Origin of the sequence: Corynebacterium sp. MSK195 (assembly GCF_030228885.1) — a bacterium.
GTDB lineage: Bacteria > Actinomycetota > Actinomycetes > Mycobacteriales > Mycobacteriaceae > Corynebacterium.
Genome location: NZ_JASPGT010000002.1, coordinates 165,990 through 190,430, shown reverse-complemented (window position 1 = coordinate 190,430; position 24,441 = coordinate 165,990). Strand labels below are relative to the sequence as shown.

At 58.6% G+C, this 24,441-nt stretch carries 19 protein-coding genes, 3 tRNA genes and 2 pseudogenes; 16 read left to right on the top strand and 8 right to left on the bottom strand.

Translation table 11 applies throughout. The annotated features are described in order from the left end of the window. Positions 1–67: 67 nt before the first annotated feature. On the bottom strand, positions 68–1,258 hold the full coding sequence (locus QP909_RS02780) for an IS1249 family transposase (RefSeq protein ID WP_165764378.1): 1,191 nt from the start codon (positions 1,256–1,258) through the stop codon (positions 68–70). A 167-nt stretch (positions 1,259–1,425) separates the two neighbouring features. After that, positions 1,426–1,677, bottom strand: coding sequence for a hypothetical protein (locus QP909_RS02775; protein WP_284766049.1), 252 nt, complete (start codon positions 1,675–1,677; stop codon positions 1,426–1,428). Positions 1,678–1,862: 185 nt separating this feature from the next. On the opposite strand from QP909_RS02775, the gene QP909_RS02770 reads away from it, so the two are divergent. Continuing rightward, positions 1,863–2,039, top strand: coding sequence for a hypothetical protein (locus tag QP909_RS02770; RefSeq protein WP_023020515.1), 177 nt, complete (start codon positions 1,863–1,865; stop codon positions 2,037–2,039). Positions 2,040–2,165: 126 nt separating this feature from the next. Here the strand turns inward: QP909_RS02770 and QP909_RS02765 are convergent, their stop codons facing one another. The 4 genes from QP909_RS02765 to deoD are packed head-to-tail and all read right to left on the bottom strand — an operon-like array spanning position 2,166 to position 6,518. Then, complete coding sequence (locus QP909_RS02765; RefSeq protein ID WP_284766048.1) at positions 2,166–3,746, bottom strand: phospho-sugar mutase; 1,581 nt, start codon at positions 3,744–3,746, stop codon at positions 2,166–2,168. 3 nt (positions 3,747–3,749) lie between these two features. Beyond that, the gene (deoC, locus tag QP909_RS02760) at positions 3,750–4,397 is read right to left on the bottom strand and encodes a deoxyribose-phosphate aldolase (RefSeq protein ID WP_284766047.1); all 648 of its coding nucleotides are present in this window, start codon (positions 4,395–4,397) and stop codon (positions 3,750–3,752) included. 11 nt (positions 4,398–4,408) lie between these two features. After that, the gene (locus tag QP909_RS02755) at positions 4,409–5,776 is read right to left on the bottom strand and encodes an MFS transporter (RefSeq protein WP_284766046.1); all 1,368 of its coding nucleotides are present in this window, start codon (positions 5,774–5,776) and stop codon (positions 4,409–4,411) included. 16 nt (positions 5,777–5,792) lie between these two features. Further along, positions 5,793–6,518 carry a purine-nucleoside phosphorylase gene (gene deoD / locus QP909_RS02750; RefSeq protein ID WP_284766045.1) on the bottom strand — a complete coding sequence of 242 codons (726 nt, stop codon included), beginning with the start codon at positions 6,516–6,518 and terminating at the stop codon, positions 5,793–5,795. A gap of 439 nt (positions 6,519–6,957) precedes the next feature. On the opposite strand from deoD, the gene QP909_RS02745 reads away from it, so the two are divergent. The 7 genes from QP909_RS02745 to rplA all read left to right on the top strand — a co-directional run bounded on the left by QP909_RS02745 (position 6,958) and on the right by rplA (position 10,333). Beyond that, positions 6,958–7,033: transfer RNA gene (locus tag QP909_RS02745), tRNA-Thr, on the top strand. Between the two features lie 38 nt (positions 7,034–7,071). Next, positions 7,072–7,143 (top strand) — tRNA-Met (locus QP909_RS02740). A 139-nt stretch (positions 7,144–7,282) separates the two neighbouring features. After that, positions 7,283–7,355 (top strand) — tRNA-Trp (locus QP909_RS02735). Positions 7,356–7,562: 207 nt separating this feature from the next. Then, the gene (gene secE / locus QP909_RS02730) at positions 7,563–7,895 is read left to right on the top strand and encodes a preprotein translocase subunit SecE (RefSeq protein ID WP_284766044.1); all 333 of its coding nucleotides are present in this window, start codon (positions 7,563–7,565) and stop codon (positions 7,893–7,895) included. A 127-nt stretch (positions 7,896–8,022) separates the two neighbouring features. Beyond that, positions 8,023–8,943, top strand: coding sequence for a transcription termination/antitermination protein NusG (gene nusG, locus QP909_RS02725; RefSeq protein WP_284766043.1), 921 nt, complete (start codon positions 8,023–8,025; stop codon positions 8,941–8,943). Between the two features lie 173 nt (positions 8,944–9,116). Next, positions 9,117–9,560, top strand: a complete 444-nt coding sequence (gene rplK, locus QP909_RS02720) for a 50S ribosomal protein L11 (RefSeq protein ID WP_049358678.1) — start codon at positions 9,117–9,119, stop codon at positions 9,558–9,560. Positions 9,561–9,628: 68 nt separating this feature from the next. Continuing rightward, on the top strand, positions 9,629–10,333 hold the full coding sequence (rplA, locus tag QP909_RS02715; protein ID WP_005322897.1) for a 50S ribosomal protein L1: 705 nt from the start codon (positions 9,629–9,631) through the stop codon (positions 10,331–10,333). A gap of 84 nt (positions 10,334–10,417) precedes the next feature. Here rplA and QP909_RS02710 read toward each other — a convergent pair. After that, a pseudogene (locus QP909_RS02710) lies at positions 10,418–10,633 on the bottom strand (Y4yA family PLP-dependent enzyme); the annotation flags it as partial. An 85-nt stretch (positions 10,634–10,718) separates the two neighbouring features. Beyond that, positions 10,719–10,886, bottom strand: a complete 168-nt coding sequence (locus QP909_RS02705; RefSeq protein WP_284766041.1) for a deoxyribodipyrimidine photo-lyase — start codon at positions 10,884–10,886, stop codon at positions 10,719–10,721. Positions 10,887–11,200: 314 nt separating this feature from the next. Between QP909_RS02705 and rplJ the strand changes: the two genes are divergently transcribed. From rplJ to QP909_RS02665, 8 genes and pseudogenes are all read left to right on the top strand, one after another. After that, positions 11,201–11,722 carry a 50S ribosomal protein L10 gene (rplJ, locus tag QP909_RS02700; protein WP_005322886.1) on the top strand — a complete coding sequence of 174 codons (522 nt, stop codon included), beginning with the start codon at positions 11,201–11,203 and terminating at the stop codon, positions 11,720–11,722. 88 nt (positions 11,723–11,810) lie between these two features. Next, the gene (gene rplL / locus QP909_RS02695; protein ID WP_023020528.1) at positions 11,811–12,200 is read left to right on the top strand and encodes a 50S ribosomal protein L7/L12; all 390 of its coding nucleotides are present in this window, start codon (positions 11,811–11,813) and stop codon (positions 12,198–12,200) included. Positions 12,201–12,341: 141 nt separating this feature from the next. After that, the gene (locus QP909_RS02690; RefSeq protein ID WP_350309212.1) at positions 12,342–12,623 is read left to right on the top strand and encodes a type II toxin-antitoxin system RelE/ParE family toxin; all 282 of its coding nucleotides are present in this window, start codon (positions 12,342–12,344) and stop codon (positions 12,621–12,623) included. After that, positions 12,598–12,930 carry a HigA family addiction module antitoxin gene (locus QP909_RS02685; protein WP_250409854.1) on the top strand — a complete coding sequence of 111 codons (333 nt, stop codon included), beginning with the start codon at positions 12,598–12,600 and terminating at the stop codon, positions 12,928–12,930. Before QP909_RS02690 ends, QP909_RS02685 begins: the two co-directional genes overlap by 26 nt. Before the next feature lie 71 nt (positions 12,931–13,001). Then, complete coding sequence (gene pgfA / locus QP909_RS02680) at positions 13,002–14,018, top strand: cell envelope lipid trafficking protein PgfA (RefSeq protein WP_284766038.1); 1,017 nt, start codon at positions 13,002–13,004, stop codon at positions 14,016–14,018. Positions 14,019–14,402: 384 nt separating this feature from the next. After that, positions 14,403–17,897, top strand: coding sequence for a DNA-directed RNA polymerase subunit beta (gene rpoB, locus QP909_RS02675; protein WP_284766037.1), 3,495 nt, complete (start codon positions 14,403–14,405; stop codon positions 17,895–17,897). A gap of 106 nt (positions 17,898–18,003) precedes the next feature. Continuing rightward, entirely contained in the window at positions 18,004–21,999 is a 3,996-nt protein-coding gene (locus tag QP909_RS02670) for a DNA-directed RNA polymerase subunit beta' (protein ID WP_179387368.1), read from the top strand. 408 nt (positions 22,000–22,407) lie between these two features. Next, positions 22,408–24,441, top strand: a pseudogene (locus QP909_RS02665) (hypothetical protein); the annotation flags it as partial.

Below are 24,441 nucleotides of genomic sequence, written 5' to 3'. Positions count from 1 at the left end.
CGGATGCTAGGGTTAAGTAGCAGAATGTGTGTCCGTTCGGCGTGTTGCGGGGCGGGTACACGGTTAGTTACTTCATGGGGCCTTTTCTGATTCCTATCGAGTGTTCGTACTCGGTTGGGATAGCGTTGTCGTAGAAGGCTGGTCGGCCTGTTTCTTGGTCGGCTTTGTTGTGGTCTTCTTCGGCAAGATCGTTGACTTTGGCGAGTTGATCTTGGCCATAATTGCACTGCCTGGCGATATTTAGCGGATCGTCAGGCAGTTGCTTTTTGGTGTGGAGGTACCACTCAAGCATTTTTCGTTGACGTTCCCCAGACCTGCCTCGGTGCGCATCGGCGATGCGTTTGAGCTGGGCGTTTATGCCGCCTTCAAGACTGTTTGTCGTTGAAGCCCAGCGGTTAGGATCAAGCGCATTCGGTGGTGGCTTAAGGTAGGTAAACAGCCAATTGTTGCGCGAGAGGTGCAGCAGTGAGTTGTAGGCTTTGCGTACCCGTAGATGAGTCCATTCCCACTGGTTATTGGGTGTTCGGCGTTCTTTTGGCACGGGTGTTTTCTCGTTGAGGAATGCTTTGAATACCTGACCGAAGTCGTGCAGGCGTAGCGTCCACTCCCGTGCCTGGTCGAGCGTGGTGACACGGGTTAGTTTCAGCGCCAGTGCGTAGATGGTTTTGCCAGCGTCGGTGCGCGGCCGTGAGGTGGTGTAGCGGCGGATGACGCGTTGTGCGTGGACGAGACAACGCTGAATCATCACGTTTGGCCAGCAGGCTTTAATCGCGGTGAGTGCGCCTTGTCCGCCGTCGAGGACGACGCAGAGTGGCTCGGCGATTTTGCGAAGTAGCTGCGTGTATGCGTGGGCTGTTTCGTGTTTGGTCCAGTGCCACGCAATGACGTGGTCGCGGCTGGCTGCCACAAGTAGGCAGCCAGCCGCGGTGTAGGTGCCGTCGATGAAGATCTGATCGTAGACGCGCTGCGGGGCACCGTCGTTGGGGACGTCGATGAGCCAAAACGGTTCGAATCGGCGATCAAGTGTCCAACGACTCACCCTTTGTTGCCCGGCGAGTTCAGACAACGTCGCTGTGGAGGTGACATAAGAGACGAAGGCTTTAAAGTTGCGGGCCTGCGTGAGATCGGTGCGAGTTCGTGTCGTGGAGCTGCCGCAGTTCGGGTCTTTGCACCGCCACCTAGTTGTGCCTTTGGATGTGGTTCCGTTTTTCTTCATTTGCCCAGCACATACCGGGCATCGTGGTCTGTTTTTACTCACCCGGAAAGCACACCAACCCCCGGCTAGCACATGCGGGTGCCATTCCGATGGATTGAACACGAAACGGGCGGATATAAGCATAAAGACCTTATATCCGCCCGATTTACCCAGCCTGAGCAGCAAGATCGCTGTAACTCAGACACACTTTTTGCTACTTAACCCGGATGCTACCGGCAGGGCTCCTGTCTGCGGGAGCCTTGAGCCTTGTGGAACATCGCATAGGCACCGACGAGGAATACAGCTAGGAATACCCCGCCGATCTTGAAGTAGAAAAATCCATTTCCTAACCTACGAGAAATATCTGGCAATGAGGTGGAATCCGATTCCGCTAGGGCCTTGGCCACGTATACCGCATTCAAACCGCCAATGAAATAGCCGAGGCAGAGCAATAGTGAAATACCAACTGCAATCTTTAGCAAAACTGTTAAGGATGAATGGTGGGGTCCTGTACTCATCTAACTCCTCTCATCTTGGCCTTCAAGACCAGCAAACTACACCTTTCTGAGGCGCTGTGTACCAACAGACGTGCTCGGTAGCCATACCATCAGTCACAGGACGTCACTGTAGAGATGAAGGTATGGGGATTAGCGATAGGATATGGAATATGAAGAAGATCCGAACGATGCTGGACGGGGTAAACGAGATTCACCTTTTTCAAAGCCAGCGAGTAGCGCAGGCAGCGCAGCAAGCGCATCTGCGCAATCGGACTCGCAGTTATCGGGCGCACCGGAAAATAAACGCAGCGATTTCCCACCAGTTGGAGGAGCGCTCCCTGGCGTAAATAGCCTTTCCAACCTTGATGCCCCGTTGTCGTGGGACTGGCGGCAGCAAGCCCACTAGTCCGCACTCTCATTGGCCCTAAGCAATCTCGGAAGGACCAGCTAGAGAGCGCGGAGCGGGGAGGGGTTTAGATCCCGAAGTAGGCGCGCAGGTCGGCTGCAATAGCATCGAGGCGGTCGGCGTCGGGGGATTCGAGGTAGCACTTGAGTTTCGGCTCGGTGCCGGAAGGGCGCACGATGACACGATCATCGTTGGTGGTGAAGAACTTGGAGCCTTGGGCGAATTTCTCCACCTTTGCTACGGGGGAGCCAGCCAGTTCAGTGGGCGGGGTGGAAGCGACCTTATCCATCGCTTGGGCGATGATGCTGAGGTCATCGACGCGGAAGGTCAGCGGCTGGGTGTAGAGGGCACCCACGGTGGCGTAGATGCCTTCCAGGCGCTCTAGCAAGGTGGTTCCTGCGGCCTTGCACTCGGCCGCGAGGCTGGCGAGCACTACGGAGGTAGCGACGCCGTCTTTGTCGCGGACAGCGGTGGGGTCGGGGCAGAAACCAATGGCTTCCTCATAACCAAACGCGAGGTCTGGGGTGCGGGCGATCCACTTGAAACCGGTGAGGGTCTCTTCGTGGCCGAGGCCGTAGTGGGCGGCGATGCGCCCGAGCAGGCGGGAAGAGACGAGCGAGTTGGCGAAGTTGCCTGTCGCACCCTGGCGGGCAAGGTAATCGCCCAAAAGGGCGCCGGTTTCATCGCCGGTGAGCTGGCGCCACGTGCCCGAGGAAGTGGGCACGGCGGCGGCGCAGCGGTCGGCGTCGGGGTCGTAAGCGATTAGAATATCGGCGCCGATATCCTCAGCGTGGCGGATACCCAAGTCGAGGGCGCCAGGCTCTTCCGGATTGGGGAAGGAGACGGTGGGGAAATCAGGATCCGGTTGGGCCTGCTCAGGAACCAGGGAGACGCGGAACCCGCAGCGGGTGAGGAGCTTTTCGCCCAAGGCGGCACCGACGCCGTGCATGGCGGTCAGCGCGATGGTGACATCGGTATGTGCGCCCACGAGCTGTGCGGCGCGGTCGAGGTACTCGGCGCGGGTATCGACGTCCGCGATGTTCTCGGTGGATAGCGGGATCTCATCGGCATGGGGTGCCGCGGCGATGGCGGCGGCGATTTCGGCATCGGCGGGCGAAATCAGCTGCACGCCTTCTGCCGGGCCGGTGGCGATGCGGCCGCCCAGGTAGACCTTGTAGCCATTATCGGCCGGCGGGTTATGCGAGGCAGTGACCATAATGCCGGCATCCGCCTTGAGCGAGCGGACCGTGAAGGCGGTCAGCGGAGTGGGGTTCTGCGCTGGCAGAACCAAGGCCTTGCCGCCGGCCGCGGAGATGACCTGTGCGGCATCGCGCTGGAACTGCGCGGAGCCGTGGCGGGCATCGCAACCAATGGCTACCACTGGGGTGTCCACGTGCTGTTTGAGCCAGGAGAGAAGCCCATAGGTGGTGCGGATGACCACGGCGCGATTCATGCGGGACTCGCCCGCGCCCATGGCGGCGCGCAGGCCTGCGGTGCCGAATGCGAGGGGGCCGGCAAAGGCGGCGGCGAGCTCGTCGGTATTGCCCTCTTCAATCCAGGTCATCACCTGGCGGGCGGTATCCGGATCGGGGTCGTGTTCGGCCCAGGTGCGGGCGTAGTCATAATCCACGGTGGCGGCCTGTGACATGGCTTAGAGCTCCTCGAGGATCTGGGCGGAGGAAGACAGGCCCAGGCGGGTTGCGCCGGCCTCAATCATGGCCAAGGCATCCTTGGCGGTGCGGATGCCGCCAGAGGCCTTCACGCCCAGCTTGTCGCCTACGGTCTCGCGCATGAGCTTAACGGCGTGTACGGAGGCGCCGCCGGCCGGGTGGAAACCAGTGGAGGTCTTGACAAAGTCCGCCTGGGCGGCTGCAGCGGCCTTGCAGGCGAGGACAATGGCGTCGTCGGAAAGCGCGGCAGACTCGATGATGACCTTGAGAACCTTGCCGGGAATGGCATCGCGCACGGCCTGGATTTCGGCCTGCAGATCCTCGGCGCGGCCTTCGATTGCCAGCGGGATATTGATGACCATGTCCACCTCTTCGGCGCCATCAGCAACTGCGCGGGCTGCCTCAGCGGCCTTAATCTCCGGCTTTACGGCACCGGAAGGAAAGCCCACGACGGTGGCAATATGCAGCGAATCAGGAACCTCGATAGGCAGGGCGGACGGGGAAACACAGACGGAATAGGTGCCCAGCTCGGCCGCCTCATTCACCAAGGCGCGGAATTGTTCCGGGGTGGCCTCCGGCTTGAGCAGGGTGTGATCGATGATGGACGCAACGTCGGTGCGGGAAGTCATAATTGGTCTCCTTAGCGGGTGAGACGGGATTCGGAACGGGCCATCTTGAGGTCAGAGACGACGTACAGGGCAATGCCGATGGCGGCGACGGCTGCCAGGATCCACAGCACGGTGTTATAGCTGGTGAGGTCCTGCAGCTTTGCCGTATAGGCAATGCCCAGCGGGATGGCGATATTGATGGTCAGGTTATAAAAGCCGATGGCGATGCCGGACTTGGCGGCGGTGATATTGCGCAGCGCGGTATTGACCAGCGGGGCGTACATCAGCGCAAAGCCGGAGGCGAAGGCCACGATGGCCAGAATGAGTACGGCGACGTGAAGCTGCACAAAGAGCGCGGCCGCCACCAGCGCGCCGGCGACCAGGGCGAAGGCGGTGTAGATGGTGGCGCGAGAGGATAAAACCGCACCGATCTTGCCGGAGAAAATGCCGATGAGGATGGCGCAAATATAGCCCGGGATCATCAACAGGGAGGCCTTATCGATGTTCATGCCATGCAGGTCGTGTGCGGCAAATGGCAGCAGGAAGATAAAGCCCATCTGGGTGGAGTAGACAAAGAAGACCATGAGGATGGTCCACACGTAGCGGCCGTTAGTAAAGAACTCCGGGGTGACCACGGGGTGCTTGGCGCGGCCGATGTGGATGATGAAGCCCACGACGCCAAGGAGAGCGAAGATGAGCCATGCCCAATTGAATTCCTGCATGAACATGGTCAGGCCGGTGGCGAAGACCGCGATGAAAAACAGGCCTAGGGCGTCGAGGTGGCCTTCCACAGCTTCATCTTCTGGCACTAGCTTGATAATCGGCGGGATGGCCAGGATGAGGATGAGCGGGATGAGGAACATCGCCGTCCATGAGACATAGGTGGAAATAAAGCCGGAGGTCAACGCGCCGATGAGCAGCCCGGCTTGGAAGGCGGCCGTAGAAAAGCCGAGGTAGGTCTTTTGATCGGCCTCGCTCAAGTGCTTGGTCACGTAAATGACATACAGCGTCTCCGCGGCGGCAAGGCCAGTGGTTTGGATGAGGCGGCCGGTGAGCACCATGGGCCAGAAGCTGGAAAAGGCGAAGGCCAAAAGCGAGCCCACGGCGATGAGGACAACGCCGGTGAGCATGAGCTTGCGGATGGAGATGGAATCCGCCAACGCGGCGTAGACCACGGCGCCGATGCCGATAATCACGCCGGCGAGGGAAGCCTGGAGGGAAGCGGTGGTATCGGAGATGTCGAGCGCCTCAGCGATCGGCATGGTCATCGTCTTAAAGCCGTTATCGATAACCAGCGAGAAGACGAAGACAAAGAGCAGGATAGGTACGGCAACCTTGGGGTTTACCGCGGAGCCTGGCCGCTTGTCCTGCGGGGAAGCGGTGGGGTGGGTGGAAGTCACGGGGGAGGGGATCCTTTTAGTCGAGCGCGTTGAGCGGAAGCGCGAGTTCAATCATGGTGCGGAAGGCGGTCTGGCGCTCTTCCGCGGAGAGGTGGGTATCGTGCACCAGGTTGTCGGAGACGGTGAAAAGCCCCAGCGCGTCGACGCCGGCCTCAGCCGCGGTGGCATAGAGCGCTGCAGATTCCATCTCTACGCCGAGCACACCCATATGCGCCCAGCGCTCGTTAACGCTCTGGTCAAAGTTATAGAAGATATCCGAGCTCAAAATATTGCCTACGTGGATGTGGGCCTGCTGCTTTTCGGCCTGATCCACCAAAGCCTTGAGGAGCTTCCACGAGGCGGTGGGGGCGTAGCTGCCCGGCAGGTTGTACTGGCTCAAGAAGTTGGAATCGGTGGAGGCGGACGATGCGACGATGACATCGTGCAGCTCAATGTCTTCCTGCATGGCGCCAATGGAACCAACGCGGATGAGCTTCTTTACGCCGTAGTTGTGGATGAGTTCCCAGGAGTAGATGCCGATGGAGGGAATGCCCATGCCGGAGCCCATGACGGAGACGGGCTTGCCGTTAAAAGTGCCGGTAAACCCCAGCATATTGCGCACACCGTTGAACTGGACGGTATCTTCCAGGAAGTTCTCGGCGATGAACTTCGCGCGCAGCGGGTCACCGGGCAGGAGGATGGTTTCCGCAATGGGTGCGCCATGCGGATTGATGTGTGGGGTGGCAATATCGGTGGCGGACATATCTGCGCTCCTCGGTATGGGGTGTGGGATTTTACACACCAAGCTTAAACCCTCAGGGCCTCGAATCAATGGCCTTATTTGCAGCTTTTCAACCACTGCGGAAAGCCTCACTGGACTCAGCCACCAGCGTCCGTGCCGAGGTCACTGCCTGCGGTGAGCAGTGCCACGCTTGCCGACGCCCCTTTTTCCCACACCCCCAATCCACATGCCTTCGCGCGGCTGCTGGCGCACGGTAGGAGGCGTGGCCGGGCAGCCCGCAGGAGTGGTCTGCCATGCCGTTCATTCAACTGCCTTCAAAAGCCGCGAAAAGGTGTTACAAGGACTATGCGTTTTTACGCTCTGACGTGGCGATTTGTGTAAAACGTTGAAAGCGGGTTAGATTATTGGAGTCCGCAACGGAGAGCACAACGAAATAGCGATGTGTTCAACGCTAGGATGTGCCCCCTTAGCTCAGTCGGCAGAGCGTTTCCATGGTAAGGAAAAGGTCGACAGTTCGATTCTGTCAGGGGGCTCCATTCATGTTCGGAGGAAGAAATTCCCCCAAGGTGAATATGGCGGTGTAGCTCAGTGGTAGAGCAAGCGACTCATAATCGCTGTGTCGCGAGTTCAATTCTCGCCATCGCTACCGGGAAAGAAAGGCGCCCGCAGGGCGCTTTTTATTACCGCGCTGAAGACAGTCTAGGCTGTGCCTAGTTTCGGATTGGAACTATGGCTCTGGTAAGGTCTTCAACGCTTGATGCTGAGGCATCAAGGAATAAAAGAATAGGGGCGTGGCGCAATTGGTAGCGCAACGGTCTCCAAAACCGTAGGTTGCAGGTTCGAGTCCTGTCGCCCCTGCATAGTAAACCCCGTCACCTCAGGTGGCGGGGTTTCTTCATGCCCTATTTTCTTCGTGGCGCTTAGCCCGCCCACATGTTGTCAAGGCCACGCCTTGCAAATGCCGTGGTCAGCTTTTCATGCTGTGCAAGCTTTGCTAGGGTTGACAAAGTTATGGAGGTGCGCGTTAAGCGCCCTATTAGATTTAGTTCCCAAGGAGGGTTAGCTGTGAGCGATGAGCAGCAGCCGAAGAATTCGGGTGCACCGCGCCCGACCGGTAAGCGTCAGCTCTCTGGTGCGGCTACCACGTCCTCCGCGGACTACGCCGATAAGCACGTCGTCCGCGTAGAGGATAAGAACCACGATGACACCCCAGGTGGCGGCGTAGCCGCCTTCCCGGGCGAGGTCGCATCCGAGATGAAGAAGGTGGTGTGGCCTACCGCTAAGGAAATGCTGCAGTACACCCTCATTACCTTTGCGTTCCTTATCGTGCTGACCGTATTGGTCTGGGGCGTTGACACCCTGGCTGGTCTCGGAGTTGAGCAGGTTCTCTCAGATTAGTAAGATAGGCGCATAATCTTTTATCCCGCTGTTTCCGCTTAAAGGAACGGCGGGATACTTTTTGCCCATACGCGGGCGGGTAGGCTGGTCCTACGCAACGCGCCGAGGAATTTTTGGAGTAAGAATTATGAGCGACGAGAACAACGTCGAAACCGTAGGCACCTCCCTGGAAGAGGCAATGCAGTCTAACGTGCAGGAGCAGGCGGCAGAGCACGCTAGCTCCGTAGAAGAAGCACAGCAAGAGGACGCTACCCCAGCCGCTCCGGCAGCGGAAGAAGCTGAAGGAACGGCTGAGTCCACCGACGCTGCAGGCGAGTCCACCGACGCGGCGGAACCGGCAGCGACCGAAGCAGAGGCCGAGGGCGCAGCCCCTGAGGCCGGCGAAGACGAGTCCGAGGATGCCGCCTACCGCAAGCGCCTGCGCGCCTTTACCCGCGAGCTGAAGAAGCAGCCGGGCCAGTGGTACATCATCCAGTGCTACTCCGGCTACGAAAACAAGGTAAAGACCAACCTGGACATGCGTGCCCAGACCCTCGAGGTAGAAGATTCCATCTTCGAGGTCGTTGTTCCTATTGAGCAGGTCCTGGAGACCAAGGACGGCAAGAAGAAAATTGTGAAGCGCAAGCTGCTACCGGGCTACGTCTTGGTGCGTGCAGAGCTTAACGACGCCGCATGGTCCGTCATCCGCGAAACCCCAGGCGTGACCTCCTTCGTGGGCAACGAGGGCAACGCCACCCCGGTCAAGACCCGCGACGTAGCTAAGTTCCTGATGCCCAACGAGGCGCCGTCCACCAAGGGCGATGCTGCCCCGAACGAGGCAGAGGGCGAGCAGGTTGTGGCTATGCCGGAGAAGGAAGTGGCCAAGAAGTATGCGCACGACTTCGAGGTGGGCGAGGCAGTGACCATCCTGTCCGGCCCGCTGGCCGCTGTATCCGCCACCATTTCCGAGATCGACCCGGAGACCGGCAAGATGCAGGGCCTGGTGTCCATCTTTGGCCGCGAGACCCCGGTGGAGCTGTCGCCGACCGAGATCGAGCGCATCTCCTAAAAAGTGATTTTGTGCAGGGCGCACGGTGTTCTAAACTGGAACGCCGTGCGCCTTTTGGCGTGCGTATAAGAAAACGTTTCATCCTCCGGTGGCCCACTGAAGGTGAGCATCCGGACGGGATCCCGTTATTCATCGTGGCGGACATCCCGGTAACACAGGAAAGAGGTAATTCGATGGCTCCTAAGAAGAAGGTATCCGGCTTCATCAAGCTGCAGATCGAGGCAGGCGCCGCTAACCCGGCACCGCCAGTTGGCCCGGCACTGGGTGCCCACGGCGTCAACATCATGGAGTTCTGCAAGGCTTATAACGCCGCTACCGAGAACCAGCGTGGCAACGTGGTTCCGGTTGAGATCACCGTCTACGAGGACCGTTCCTTCGACTTCAAGCTGAAGACCCCGCCGGCAGCTAAGCTGCTGCTCAAGGCCGCTGGTATCCAGAAGGGCTCCGGCGTCCCACACACCGACAAGGTCGGTTCTGTGTCTTGGGATCAGTGCAAGGAAATCGCAGAGACCAAGTTTGCGGACCTGAACGCACGTGACATCGAGAACGGCGCTCGCATCATCGCCGGTACCGCCCGCTCCATGGGCATCACCGTTGATGGCGCACCGGAGAAGTAAAAACTTTATGTGGTAGGGCCAGCTACGGCCCGCCGAACACCACACCAATCCAGAAAAGGAATTGTTAAATGAGCACCAAGTCTAAGGCTTATAAGGCCGCTGCGGAACTGGTTGATAAGTCCCGCCTGTACCGTCCGATCGAGGCTACCAAGCTGGCCAAGGAGACCTCCTCCAAGAACTTCGACGCCACCGTTGACGTCGTCTTCCGCCTGGGCGTTGACCCGCGCAAGGCTGACCAGCTGGTTCGCGGCACCGTTTCCCTGCCTAACGGCACCGGTAAGGACGTTCGCGTTGCTGTCTTCGCTGAGGGCGAGAAGGCTACCGCCGCTCAGGAAGCTGGCGCTGACATCGTCGGCACCGCTGAACTGATCGAGCAGATCAACGAGGGCAACATCGACTTCGACGTTGCTATCGCTACCCCGGATCAGATGGCCAAGGTTGGCCGCGTTGCTCGCGTCCTGGGCCCACGTGGTCTGATGCCGAACCCGAAGACCGGCACCGTTACCGCAGACGTTGCTAAGGCAATCTCTGAGGTTAAGGGCGGCAAGATCTCCTTCCGTGTTGATAAGGCTGCTAACCTGCACGCCATCATCGGCAAGGCATCCTTCGATGCTGAGAAGCTGGCTGAGAACTACGGCGCTCTCATGGACGAGATCCAGCGCCTGAAGCCTTCTTCCGCTAAGGGCATCTACATCAAGCGCGCTACCATCTCCACCACCTCCGGCCCGGGCATCCCGGTTGACGGTTCCGTGGTTAAGGATTACACCGCGTAAGCAGTCCTAACGCACTGCGTTCAAAGTTAAAGGGCTTCGAGGAATTCCTCGAAGCCCTTTTTCTATGTTGTGAACCGCCGGTAGTTATGTGGCGTCAATATCGTCTGGTGCCCATTCGCCGCCATCGAAGTAGACGTTGCGTGCCAAAGGAATTTGGTGTGAAGCAGACTCCAGGATGTGCATAAAATATCCGTCTGTATTCGGAATGACAAGGGTATCTCCCACGGCAATGCCATCCGGGAAGTCCAGTTCGCGGCGCAGGATAACCTCGTCTTCAATGCAGTAGGCACCCATTACAAAGTCAATGCGTGGGTCGCGGGAGATTTCTTTTTGCCGCCATGCAGGCAGCCTCTCCCCGAAGCGGGTGGAAGGTAGGGAGTATGGACTAGGAGCGAGTCGTGGCGCCACGTGGGCGGGGGCCGGGATAGGCAGGTTCGTCGAGGACGACGGCGACCAAGGGGGCGTCGCCAAGCGAGGCGGCCTCGGCCGCGCGGGAAAGGGCCTGGTTATCGTGCAGGCGCAGGTCATCGCGGAACCACATGAGGCAGGTCATGGCGGCCATCCTACGCGGAGGAAACGGCGATTTGGAGAAACCGCGGGTGGGGAGGTAGTGTTTTCCACGAAGTTTGAACGGCCACTTCACGGCCGAGTCAAAGTTCACCGAAGACCGTTGGTCATCCATTTGGATCGAAGGTTCTCCATCCTAGGAGGCGGCCCACGCAGGAGACACTTTGCGATTATTCGCGGCATTCTCTTATGTCGCGCGCCCTGTGCTCTTGCACGGGGCTTTTGATGTTTCGGGCAACCGAAGCGAGGAAGGCCCCGGCGGAATAATAAAAGAGATGTTTTGGAAGGAGGCGAGAGACAATGGCAAACCCAAAGAACACTGCAGACCTGGCAGAGCTGAAGGAGAAGCTGGCTGGCGCTAACTCTGTCGTATTGACCGAGTACCGCGGCCTGACCGTATCCCAGCTGCAGGAGCTGCGTAACGATCTGGGCTTTGACGTTGAATACTCCGTCGCCAAGAACACCCTTTTCAAGATCGCTGCCAAGGAAGCTGGCATCGAAGGTCTTGATGATTTGCTGACTGGCCCGACCGCAATTGCGTTCATCAAGGGCGAGGCAGTGGATGCTGCGAAGGTCATCACCAAGTTCGCTGATGACAACAAGGCACTCATCATCAAGGGTGGCTACATGGACGGCAACGCACTGTCTGCCGACCAGGTTGAGGCCATCGCCAAGCTGGACAACCGCGAGACCACCCTCGCAAAGCTGGCTGGCGCTATGAAGGGTTCTATGGCGAAGGCAGCCGCTCTCTTCAACGCTCCTGCAACCAAGGCTGTACGCACCGTCGCAGCCCTGCAGGACAAGAAGGAAGCAGAAGCTTAAGTCGTCACAAAAGACGCACAATTACAACACCGTGTGCGCGGCATAAAACACGCGCAGCGCACACACAACACAGAAAGGACTTGCCATCATGGCTAAGCTCACCAAGGACGAGCTCATTGAAGCTTTCAAGGAAATGACCCTCATCGAACTGTCCGAGTTCGTTAAGGAATTTGAAGAGGTATTCGACGTTGAGGCTGCTGCTCCGGTTGCTGCTGTTGCAGCTGGCGCTCCGGCTGAGGGCGGCGCTGCTGCCGCTGAGGAGAAGACCGAGTTCGACGTCGTTCTGACCGACGCTGGCGCTAAGAAGATTGGCGTTATTAAGGCTGTCCGCGAAATCGTCTCCGGCTTGGGCCTGAAGGAAGCTAAGGAAATGGTCGAGGGTGCTCCTAAGGCTATCCTCGAGGGCGCTTCCAAGGACGACGCTGAGGCTGCTAAGACCAAGCTGGAAGAGGCTGGCGCTTCCGTCGAGCTCAAGTAATTTCACTGAGCTTTACGCTTTCAACCCCCCACTCTTACCGCTGCGCGGTGGGAGCTGGGGGTTTCCTCGTTTTATACTCGCGGGCGCAATGCGGGTAGTACAGCAATGGCCAATAGTGTCAAAGTGTGACACTATGGCATTGTGGAGTTCAGGAGGGGTAGCTTAGAGCGCTTTCACACAGATGGTAAGGCGCCAAAGTACGTGCCCCCTGAACTGCGAAGAATACTGCGCCGCAAACTCATCATGATTGACCGAGCAGCCTCTCTTGCCGATTTGAGGATTCCACCAGCGAATCACTTAGAAAGGTTGAAAGGGCAGTGGGACGGATTTTATTCCATCCATGTTAATGCGCAGTGGCGAGTAGTCTTCCGGTGGACAGGGAAAGGAGCTGTGGACGTTGACTTCATCGATTATCACAAATGAGGGAGAGGAAGCCTCGGATATCGTCCCCGTTCCACACCCTGGGGAGGTCCTGCGCGAGGAGTTTCTGGAGCCGCTCGGACTGACTCAATACCGCTTAGCCAAGGATATTTTTAGCTCCAAGTCTCAAATTTCCAAGCTGGTGCGTGGGCGCATTGGGATTAGTGCGGAAATGGCACTCCGTCTTTCCGCGTATTTTGGCAATTCGGCAGAGTTTTGGCTGGGGCTGCAAGAAGAGTTTGATCTCTGGTGCGCGCGGCAGACCACGGATACGAGCAGCATCATCGCTTGGAATACGCAGACGGCCTAAAACCATTCCGGCGTGGCGGGGCGGCCTGTAGAAACAGGGAATCGCCGCCACGGGCTGTAGAATTAGCCCCCATGCTGCCTAAGTCCCGCATTTTTTCCGTCCTGCTCCTAGGCCTCGGCGTCGCGCTCATCGCCGCCGGTATTGTGGCGCCGGCGTTTTTGGATTACTCCCCGCGGCTGCCGCTGAACCTGAAAAACAGTACGTGGACACTGCACGATGATTCTGCGGATTCGCAGCAGCTGTCCAAGGACGGCACTACGCCGTATTCGGGCCCCATGACGTACCAAATCAACATGGATATCCAAGAGCCCTCGGACGATGAGAAGGCCACCGTGCGCATCGGTGAGACCCGCATGCGCGGCGAGGGGAAGGGCCTCAATGACCTGAGCCAGGCCCAGGTATGGAGCTACCCGGTGGACCGCTTGAGTGGTGAGGCGCTGGAGGAGGCGTCGCTTAGCCATACGCTTGCTACGCCTTCGGATAAAGTCACGGTGGATGGCTACTGGCTTAAGTTCCCAGCAGGCGCAGAGAAGACCAACTACCCGGTCTTTGACCCGACGCTGCGCAAGGCCGTCGATGCGGTCTTTGAAGAAGAAACCACGATGGACGGCCGCACGGTCTACCGCTACCACCAAGAAATTGAGCCGACCAACGTCGCGCAGCTATTTGCGGCCGATGGCAATACCACCAGCCTGCCCAAGGAAGACGGCGGCGAGGAGCAGGGCTACCTGACCCACTCCGGCAGCCGCGACTTCTACGTGGACCAACAAACCGGCCTCGTGGTGGGCATGGATATGGATATCGATGATTACTACGCGGACCGCGAGGGCGTGGGCCGCGAGCGCGCTTTCGTCTTTAATGGCTCTACCTCTGAAGAGGACCAGCAGGCGCTGCTCAAAGAGGCGGCAGATTTCCCGCACGACCGCGTAGCGGAAATCGTGCGGTGGGTTGCCATCGGCCTCGGCGCACTGTTGACCCTGCTCGGAATCATAGGCGCACTCGGTCTATTTGGCGGCAAGAATAAGCATGCCCGCTCGCGCCATAACCGCGGACGCATCGGTGGAAGCGCGGTGCCGGCGAGCCGGTAAAAGCGCAGCTGGAAAACAAAATCACCGCCGGGGTTGCGGTGTATTGAGATTTTAGTGGTAGGGTGCTCGGTGGTTGTCGCGCACAGTCGCGCGACGTGGACGCGTTAGCGCCGTGGCGAGCGCGAGCTTGCCCCCTAGCGCGGTAGCGACACGCCCCAAGAGTGGTGTGTCTTTACATGGCAGGTCTTTTCCTATAAGCTGTTTCGTTGCGCTGGAATCTGGATCTTCGGTGCACATTTAGCCTTTCAGGCCGGTGATGGCAAAACCGACTTGACAAGGTGATTTTGTGCATTCTGAACCCAGACACTCCACAGCAGACCGAATGCTAGAATTACCAGCGGTTTTGCGGCTCGTCGGCCAGGGCGAGCAGGCAATCCGCGTGAGGTGCTGGAAGGACCCATCTTGGCAGTCTCCCGCCAGACCAAGTCAGTGGCCAATATCCCCGGAGCCCCGAAGCGATACTCGTTTGCAAAAATCAGCGAGCCTATCGCCCTGCCGGGTCTCCTTGACGTACAACTTGATTCCTTTGATTGGCTCGTCGGCGCGCCGGAGTGGCGCGAGCGCGAGCAGGCTGAGCGCGGCGATGACGCCCGCGTGACGAGCGGCCTCGAGGATATCCTTGAAGAGCTCTCGCCGATTGAGGACTACTCGGGCAATATGTCCCTGTCCTTGTCGGAGCCGCGCTTTGAACCGGTGAAGAACACCGTGGATGAGTGCAAGGAAAAGGACATCAACTACTCCGCGCCGCTGTACGTGACCGCAGAGTTTATTAATAACGACACCCAAGAGATTAAGTCGCAGACCGTCTTCATCGGCGATTTCCCGATCATGACGGATATGGGCACGTTCATCGTGAACGGTACCGAGCGCGTCGTCGTCTCTCAGCTGGTGCGCTCCCCGGGCGTGTACTTCGATCGTTCGATCGATAAGTCCACCGAGCGCCCGCTGCACTCCGTGAAGGTTATTCCTTCCCGCGGTGCATGGTTGGAGTTCGACGTCGACAAGCGCGACACCGTCGGCGTGCGCATTGACCGCAAGCGCCGCCAGCCGGTAACCGTGCTGCTTAAGGCACTGGGCTGGAGCGAGGAGCAGATCAAGGATCGCTTCGGCTTCTCCGAGCTCATGATGTCGACCCTGGAGTCTGACGGTGTAGCGAACACCGATGAGGCACTGCTGGAGATTTACCGTAAGCAGCGCCCAGGCGAGCAGCCCACCCGCGAGCTGGCTCAGTCCTTGCTGGATAACTCCTTCTTCCGCGCAAAGCGTTACGACCTGGCTAAGGTCGGCCGCTACAAGGTCAACCGCAAGCTGGGGCTCGGCGGCGACCACGATGGTCTGATGACCCTGACCGAGGAAGACATTGCCGTCACCCTCGAGTACCTGGTCCGCCTGCACGTAGGCGAGCGCGAGATGAAGGCGCCGAACGGTGAGATGATCTCCCTGCACACGGACGACATCGACCACTTTGGTAACCGTCGCCTGCGCACCGTGGGTGAGCTCATCCAGAACCAGGTCCGTGTGGGCCTGTCCCGCATGGAGCGCGTTGTGCGCGAGCGCATGACCACCCAGGATGCGGAGTCCATCACTCCGACCTCCCTGATTAACGTGCGCCCGGTCTCTGCTGCTATCCGCGAGTTCTTCGGTACCTCGCAGCTGTCCCAGTTCATGGACCACAACAACTCGCTGTCCGGCCTGACCCACAAGCGTCGCCTGTCCGCGCTGGGCCCAGGCGGTCTGTCTCGTGAGCGCGCCGGCATTGAGGTGCGAGACGTTCACGCTTCTCACTACGGCCGTATGTGCCCGATTGAGACTCCTGAGGGCCCGAACATTGGCCTCATTGGTGCGCTGGCGTCCTACGCCCGCGTGAATGCTTTCGGCTTCATTGAGACCCCGTACCGCAAGGTTGTGGACGGCAAGATCACCGACCAGGTGGAGTACCTCACCGCCGATGAAGAGGACCGCTTCGCTATTGCTCAGGCCGAGGTCGAGCAGGACGCAGAGGGCAACCTCACCGGCGAGCGTATTGAGGTTCGCCTGAAGGACGGCGATATCGGACTTACCGATGCCTCCGGTGTGGACTACGTTGACGTCTCCCCGCGCCAGATGGTTTCCGTGGGTACCGCCATGATTCCGTTCTTGGAGCACGACGATGCTAACCGTGCTCTGATGGGTGCGAACATGCAGAAGCAGGCCGTGCCGCTGGTGCGCTCCGAGGCTCCGCTGGTGGGTACCGGCATGGAGCAGCGCGCTGCGTACGACGCTGGCGACGTTGTCATCACCCCGAAGGCCGGTGTGGTAGAAAACGTCACCGCTGATGTCATCACCATCATGGATGATGAGGGCCAGCGCGATACCTACATCCTGCGCAAGTTCGAGCGCACCAACCAGGGCACCAACTACAACCAGACCCCGCTGGTTTCTATGGGCGAGCGCGTAGAGGCCGGCCAGGTTCTGGCCGATGGCCCGGGAACCCACAATGGTGAGATGTCCCTCGGCCGCAACCTGCTGGTTGCCTTCATGCCGTGGGAAGGCCATAACTACGAGGACGCCATCATCCTCAACCAGCGCATCGTGGAAGAGGACATCCTGACCTCCGTCCACATCGAGGAGCACGAGATCGATGCTCGCGATACCAAGCTGGGCGCCGAGGAAATCACCCGCGAGATCCCGAACGTCTCCGAGGACGTCCTGAGCGACCTGGACGAGCGCGGCATCATCCGCATCGGTGCCGACGTCCGCGCCGGCGACATCCTGGTGGGCAAGGTCACCCCGAAGGGTGAGACCGAGCTGACCCCGGAGGAGCGCCTGCTGCGCGCCATCTTCGGTGAGAAGGCCCGCGAGGTCCGCGATACCTCCATGAAGGTCCCGCACGGTGAGGTAGGCAAGGTCATTGGCGTTGCTCGCTTCTCCCGCGACGATGATGACGATCTGGCCCCTGGCGTCAACGAGATGATTCGCGTCTACGTGGCCCAGAAGCGCAAGATCCAGGACGGCGATAAGATGGCCGGCCGCCACGGCAACAAGGGTGTTGTGGGCAAGATCCTGCCGCCAGAGGATATGCCGTTCATGGAAGACGGCACCCCGGTGGACATTTTGCTTAACACCCACGGTGTGCCGCGTCGTATGAACATCGGCCAGGTCCTCGAGGTTCACCTGGGCTGGCTGGCACACGCCGGCTGGAAGGTTGACACCGAGGATCCGAAGAACGCCGAGCTGCTCAAGACCCTGCCGGAAGAGCTTTATGACGTTCCTGCGGATTCCTTGACCGCCACCCCGGTCTTCGACGGTGCTACCAACCACGAGATCGAGCGCCTGCTGGCTTCTTCCCGTCCTAATCGCGACGGCGATGTGCTGGTGGATGAGCATGGCAAGGCCACGCTTTTCGATGGCCGCTCGGGCGAGCCATACAAGTACCCGATCTCTGTCGGCTACATGTACATGCTCAAGCTGCACCACTTGGTCGATGAGAAGATTCACGCCCGTTCCACCGGTCCTTACTCCATGATTACCCAGCAGCCGCTGGGTGGTAAGGCCCAGTTCGGTGGCCAGCGCTTCGGCGAGATGGAGGTGTGGGCAATGCAGGCATACGGCGCTGCCTACACCCTGCAGGAGCTGTTGACCATCAAGTCCGATGACGTCGTTGGCCGCGTGAAGGTCTACGAAGCCATTGTTAAGGGCGACAATATTCCAGATCCGGGCATCCCTGAGTCCTTCAAGGTGTTGCTCAAGGAGCTGCAGTCCCTGTGCCTGAACGTGGAGGTTCTCTCCACCGACGGCACGCCGATGGAGCTGTCTGGCTCTGATGACGATGACATGGATAGCCCATCGCTTGGCATTAACCTGTCCCGCGATGAGGGTTCCTCTGCTGACATCGCCTAGTTAGTTTCTTGGTCCACCGCGGGGAAGTTCCCGCGGCTGGGCATAAACGTTTCATTCATAAAAAGCCATCAATTCCTCGACAACGAGGATGAAAGGGAGACATTACGTGTTTGACGTAAATCTCTTCGACGAGCTCCGCATCGGTCTGGCCACCGCAGACGATATTCGTCGCTGGTCCAAGGGCGAGGTCAAAAAGCCCGAGACCATTAACTACCGCACCCTGAAGCCGGAGAAGGACGGCCTCTTCTGCGAGCGCATCTTCGGCCCCACCCGTGACTGGGAGTGTGCTTGTGGCAAGTACAAGCGCGTCCGCTACAAGGGCATCATCTGTGAGCGCTGCGGCGTTGAGGTGACCAAGTCCAAGGTTCGCCGTGAGCGCATGGGCCACATCGAGCTGGCTGCTCCGGTAACCCACATCTGGTACTTCAAGGGCGTTCCTTCCCGCTTGGGCTACCTGCTGGACCTGGCTCCGAAGGATCTCGAGCGCATCATCTACTTCGCGGCCAATATCATCACCTCCGTGGATGAAGAGGCTCGCCACAACGACCAGTCCACCCTGGAAGCAGAGATGCTTCTGGAGAAGAAGGACGTTGAAGACGATACCGAGTCCGAGATCGCAGAGCGCGCCTCCAAGCTGGAATCTGACCTGGCTGAGCTGGAAGCAGCCGGTGCCAAGGCAGATGCCCGCAAGAAGGTCCAGAACGCTGCCGATAAGGAGATGCAGCACATCCGCGAGCGCGGCGAGCGCGAGATCGCCCGCCTGGATGAAATCTGGAACACCTTCATCAAGCTGGCTCCGAAGCAGATGATCATCGATGAGACCATCTACGAAGAGCTGGTTGACCGCTACGAGGATTACTTTACCGGCGGCATGGGTGCAGAAGCCATCCAGACCCTGGTCCGCAACTTCGACCTCGAGGCTGAGGCGGAGGAACTGCGCGAGATCATCAACAACGGTAAGGGCCAGAAGAAGATGCGTGCCCTGAAGCGCCTGAAGGTCGTTGCTGCCTTCCTGCGCTCCGGCAACGATCCGGCCGGCATGGTGCTGGACGCCATCCCGGTTATCCCGCCAGAGCTGCGCCCGATGGTGCAGTTGGACGGTGGCCGCTTCGCTACCTCCGACCTGAACGACCTTTACCGCCGCGTGATCAACCGCAATAACCGTTTGAAGCGCATGATCGACCTGGGCGCTCCAGAGATCATCGTGAATAACGAGAAGCGCATGCTGCAGGAGTCTGTGGATGCGCTCTTCGATAACGGCCGCCGCGGCCGTCCGGTTACCGGTCCGGGCAACCGTCCGCTGAAGTCCCTGTCTGACTTGCTCAAGGGCAAGCAGGGCCGCTTCCGCCAGAACCTGCTGGGTAAGCGCGTGGACTACTCCGGCCGTTCCGTTATTATCGTTGGTCCGCAGCTGAAGCTGCACGAGTGTGGTCTGCCGAAGCTCATGGCGCTCGAGCTGTTCAAGCCGTTCGTTATGAAGCGCCTGGTAGAAAATGACTACGCCCAGAACATCAAGTCCGCCAAGCGCATGGTTGAGCGCCAGCGCCCAGAGGTGTGGGACGTTCTGGAGCAGGCCATTTCTGAGCACCCAGTGATGCTCAACCGTGCACCTACGCTGCACCGCTTGGGTATTCAGGCCTTCGAGCCGAAGCTGGTTGAGGGTAAGGCTATTCAGCTGCACCCGCTGGCTTGTGAGGCGTTCAACGCCGACTTCGACGGTGACCAGATGGCAGTCCACCTGCCGCTGTCCGCTGAGGCACAGGCTGAGGCCCGCGTCCTGATGCTGGCGTCCAACAACATCCTGTCCCCGGCATCCGGTAAGCCGCTGGCCATGCCACGTCTGGACATGGTTACCGGCCTGTACTACTTGACCATGGACAAGTCCGAGGACGAGATCGGCGGCAATGGTCGCTTCCGCGAGGCAGAAGAGGACAAGCCGGCTACCGGCGTCTTCTCCTCCTACGCTGAGGCCCTCATGGCCTATGACCGCGGCACCGTTGGTCTGCAGGCTCCGATCAAGGTCCGCATCGATCACCTTCGCCCGCCGAAGGAAATCGAGGAAGAGCAGTTCCCGGATGGCTGGACTAAGGGCCAGGCATGGATGGGCTACACCACCATCGGCCGCGTGATGTTCAACGAGCTGCTGCCATGGAACTACCCGTACCTCGAGGGCATCATGGTCCGTAAGGGCGGCGGCTCCGGCAATAAGGTCCTCATCGGTGACGTGGTCAATGACTTGGCCAATAAGTATCCGATGATCACCGTTGCTCAGGTGCTGGACAACATGAAGGATGCCGGCTTCTACTGGGCAACCCGTTCCGGCGTGACCATCACCATGTCTGACGTTCTGGTTCTGCCGAATAAGACCGAGATCCTCGAGTCTTATGAGAAGGAAGCAGAGCGCATCGAGCGCAAGTACTGGGAGCAGGGCGCCCTGACCGAGCGCGAGCGCTACGACCGCCTGGTTGAGCTGTGGAAGGACGCTACCGATACCGTCGGTGAGGCCGTCGAGAACATGTACCCGGACCACAATCCGATTCCGATGATTGTGAAGTCTGGTGCTGCCGGTAACATGCGTCAGATCTGGACGCTGGCCGGTATGAAGGGCATGGTTGTGAACTCGCACGGTGATTACATCACCCGTCCGATTAAGACCTCCTTCCGCGAAGGCCTGTCCGTGTTGGAGTACTTCAACAACTCCCACGGCTCCCGTAAGGGCCTGGCCGATACCGCACTGCGTACCGCTGACTCTGGCTACCTCACCCGTCGTCTGGTGGACGTGGCCCAGGACGTCATCGTCCGCGAAGAGGACTGTGGCACCCGCCAGGGTGTTCGCGTCCCAATCGGCGAGGAATCCGGTGACAAGGTTGTTCTCTCCGAGCTGTGGGAGACCTCCGCATCCGGCCGCGTTATCGCGACCGACGTCAAGGACGCCAACGGCGAGGTCGTGGCCGAGGCCGGCTCCGACCTCACCGAGGAACTCACCCAGAAGCTGCTTGACGCTAAGGTCACCGAGGTTAAGGTTCGCTCCGTGCTGACCTGCCAGACCCCGGCCGGCGTGTGTGCCAAGTGCTACGGCAAGTCCATGGCTTCCGGCCAGCTCGTCGATATCGGCGAGGCCGTTGGCATCGTGGCTGCACAGTCCATTGGTGAGCCGGGTACCCAGCTGACCATGCGTACGTTCCACCAGGGTGGTGTCGGTGGCGATATTACCGGCGGTCTGCCGCGTGTGCAGGAGCTCTTCGAGGCTCGTAACCCGAAGAACCGCGCTCCAATTGCCTCCGTTGACGGCACCGTTTCTCTGTCCGATGAGGGTAACTTCTGGACCCTGACCATCACCCCGGATGACGGCTCTGATGACGTGGTCTATGAGAAGCTCTCCAAGCGTCAGGGCTTGGCTCAGGTTCGTCGCCCGATGGAGTCCAACCCGGACGCCATGATTGAGCGTTCCCTCAAGGACGGCGACCATGTTGAGACCGGTGACCGCCTGATGCGTGGTGCGGCTGACCCGCACGACGTGCTCGAGGTCCTCGGCCGTCGTGGCGTGGAGCAGCACCTCATCAACGAGGTTCAGGCTGTGTACCGTACCCAGGGTGTGGCTATTCACGATAAGCACATCGAGATCATCATCCGCCAGATGCTGCGCCGCGGTACCGTCATTGATGCGGGTACCACGGACTTGTTGCCGGGTAACCTCATTGACCTTTCTGAGGCTAAGCAGCTCAATGCTGCCCAGGTTGCAGAGGGAGGTGAGCCGGCTCAGTTGCGTTCGGAGATTATGGGTATTACCAAGGCTTCTTTGGCTACTGAGTCTTGGCTGTCTGCTGCATCGTTCCAGGAGACCACTCGCGTGCTTACCGACGCCGCTATTAATAAGCGCTCCGATAAGCTCATTGGCCTCAAGGAGAATGTCATCATCGGTAAGCTGATTCCGGCTGGTACCGGTATTTCCCGTTACCGCAATATCTCCGTTAAGCCGACCGAGGCTGCGCGCAATGCTGCATACTCGATTCCGACTTATGGCGATTCCATCTATGGTGATGACGGCTTCGGTGAGTTCACCGGTGCTTCCGTTCCGCTGGATGAGGACTTCACCTTCTAGGTAAGAGCGAGGGCAGCAACGCCGTAATTGCTGCTTCAACAGAAAGCGTGTCTGGATTCCCAGACACGCTTTTTTCATGCGAAAAAGGCGGACAGCATAGAGAAGGCGTGCTGATCTCCAAGAGGGATATTCAGCTGATTTATTACGTATTTAAGTGACGCGAAGAGTCCGAAGGGCGACTGACTAGGCAGATCTTCCGTTCCTGGGAAATGTGTACAATGTTAACCATTGGCAATAATAAAACTAAATGTAGGTATGGGTTGTGAAAGGCAGCTGATTTCAATAATGTTACAGATTGAGGACAGTCAGAACTCAGCTAAAAATCAGTTGTTCGTACGCCTGGCCAAGAGTGGAGGGCATACTCCTGTTCTCTGATGTTCCCTAATTTTTTATAAGGAAGGACTTTTCATGAAAGTGAAGAGTTTTTACGGCGTAACTCGCCGTCGCGGCACTACTATCGCTGCCGCTGCTCTCTCTGTAGCTCTCGTAGCTCCGTTTGTTCATCCAGTTGTAAATCCGGCTTCCTCGCCGGTTGCTGCTGCTCAGGATGCAGCATCTGCGCAGGATCGCAGCGTTGATTCGCGGGGCACTTCGGAAGCAACTGCTATTCGGGCGGATGGTACTTGGGGTCAGAAGCAGGGCTACCAAGGCACTGTCTACTTGGATCGTGATGGAAACCCAGATAAACAGGACGATGCTGACGAGGCCATGCCTGGTGTAAAGGTCTTCTTGCAGTATGTTAACGGTAAGGGGCAGGTTTCTCCTATTTACTACACCACCTCGGATTCCGAGGGTAAATTCGTCTTCGACTTGTCCAAGGCACCGAAGGATGGTCTGGGCAATCCGGTCGAATTCAAGTTGGCAGGCGATTCGAAGTTCCAAGTCCGCACTTGGGCTGAGAACCCAGACCCAGCCAAGTACACCTTGGCGGCCGGCGGCGACATGTACAGTGGCCGCTTCCATGGCCGACTGACCCGTAAATGGGAGAGCTGGGACTTTACGGCCGGCATTAACCGAATTGTCGGTTCTAAGGTCGTATTCCAAGAACGTCCGAACGTAGATGGGTGGCTTGCAAAGCCTGAAGCTGAGTGGACCGAGGCACCGACCGCTGACAAGAAGTGGCCAGACGGTGGTAATTATGGTACCGCACGGGGCGAAGTTTGGTGGGAAAACAATGAGGCCGGGGGCACACTCGCCGACAGATACTTCAATGGATCTTCAGATCGTGCCGCTACTGATGTTAAGGTCGTAGGCTCCTATGTCAACGATGAAGTAGCACGTGAGTTTGACGCTTGGAAGGAAGCAAACAAGAACCACAGTCGTGAACAGTTCCGTGTTGCCCAGAAGGAAATCGTTGAGAAGTATCAGGCTGAGCACGGCGAAGGCTCCCATATCGCAGAGTCCCGCGTAGCTTATGTAAAGGATGACGGTTCCTTCTATCTCCCGTTCGCTGGCCTGTACGGCGTTAGCCGCGACAAGAAGGGCAACAAAACCACGGACGAAGAATGGGGCACGCTCGTTTCCGCTGAGGACGAAGAGCACGGTAACCTGATGCAGTGGAACGGCACCGCGGGCCAGCGTCACCGCCACATTAACAAGGACTACATGTACTTGTATCCGGTAGTCGGTGATAACCGTGACCTATGGATGGGTAATTACCAGGACAATATGTTCCAGCCCGCCGATGATCCAATAGGTAAGGCGCTTGTGTCAGATAATATTTATGACCAGAAGTTCGCGTTGTTGACTCCGCGCCCGATTCACGACGTATTCAATTACGACAACACTTCTGCTATCGCAGCTCCTGGTGATACCGCCAAGTCGAAGACTACCGGCCTGGTTCCTAACCAGCAGTACGCCATTGAGTGGTTTGCGGACGGTGAATCCACCGGTGAGGTTTGCACTGTCACTGCTAACAAACTAGGTGAGTTGGAATCCTGTGACTTCACAGTCCCGAAGGACCTATCCAAGGCGACTGTGTACTCTTCTCAGGTATTCGCCGCCGATGCTTCGGGCAAGCCTACGGGTACGCTACTTCTGGCGGATTCATTCCTGGCAGACCCGACTCCGTCGATTACTGCTGGTTCTGAGACGGATGAGGTTCCGGCTAATAATGAGCCGAAGACCTTGGATGATAAGGTTAAGAACCCGACTGAGGGCATGACTGGTGAGGTCCTGGATAAGGACGGTAAGCCGATTGAGGGTGCCAAGGTTGAGGTTGATCCGGAGACTGGTGACATTAAGGTGACGGTGCCGGAGGGTACTGATCCGCAGGATGCCAAGGTTGTTGTTAAGGACAGGGATGGCAACAAGGTTGGTGATCCGATTGATGTGAAGATCACTGCGCCGAAGACTGATGTTCCTGCTCCGTCGATTACTGCTGGTTCTGAGACGGATGAGGTTCCGGCTAATAATGAGCCGAAGACCTTGGATGATAAGGTT

Excerpts from the sequence above, each read along its gene's own strand:
- QP909_RS02705 (WP_284766041.1), bottom strand. The coding sequence starts at position 10,886 with ATGACCTGCCTCATGTGGTTCCGCGATGACCTGCGCCTGCACGATAAC.
- deoC (WP_284766047.1), bottom strand. The coding sequence starts at position 4,397 with ATGACTTCCCGCACCGACGTTGCGTCCATCATCGATCACACCCTGCTC.
- QP909_RS02770 (WP_023020515.1), top strand. The coding sequence starts at position 1,863 with ATGAAGAAGATCCGAACGATGCTGGACGGGGTAAACGAGATTCACCTT.
- rplK (WP_049358678.1), top strand. The coding sequence starts at position 9,117 with ATGGCTCCTAAGAAGAAGGTATCCGGCTTCATCAAGCTGCAGATCGAG.
- deoD (WP_284766045.1), bottom strand. The coding sequence starts at position 6,518 with ATGTCCGCCACCGATATTGCCACCCCACACATCAATCCGCATGGCGCA.
- rplJ (WP_005322886.1), top strand. The coding sequence starts at position 11,201 with ATGGCAAACCCAAAGAACACTGCAGACCTGGCAGAGCTGAAGGAGAAG.
- rplL (WP_023020528.1), top strand. The coding sequence starts at position 11,811 with ATGGCTAAGCTCACCAAGGACGAGCTCATTGAAGCTTTCAAGGAAATG.
- QP909_RS02765 (WP_284766048.1), bottom strand. The coding sequence starts at position 3,746 with ATGTCACAGGCCGCCACCGTGGATTATGACTACGCCCGCACCTGGGCC.
- rplA (WP_005322897.1), top strand. The coding sequence starts at position 9,629 with ATGAGCACCAAGTCTAAGGCTTATAAGGCCGCTGCGGAACTGGTTGAT.
- pgfA (WP_284766038.1), top strand. The coding sequence starts at position 13,002 with ATGCTGCCTAAGTCCCGCATTTTTTCCGTCCTGCTCCTAGGCCTCGGC.
- nusG (WP_284766043.1), top strand. The coding sequence starts at position 8,023 with ATGAGCGACGAGAACAACGTCGAAACCGTAGGCACCTCCCTGGAAGAG.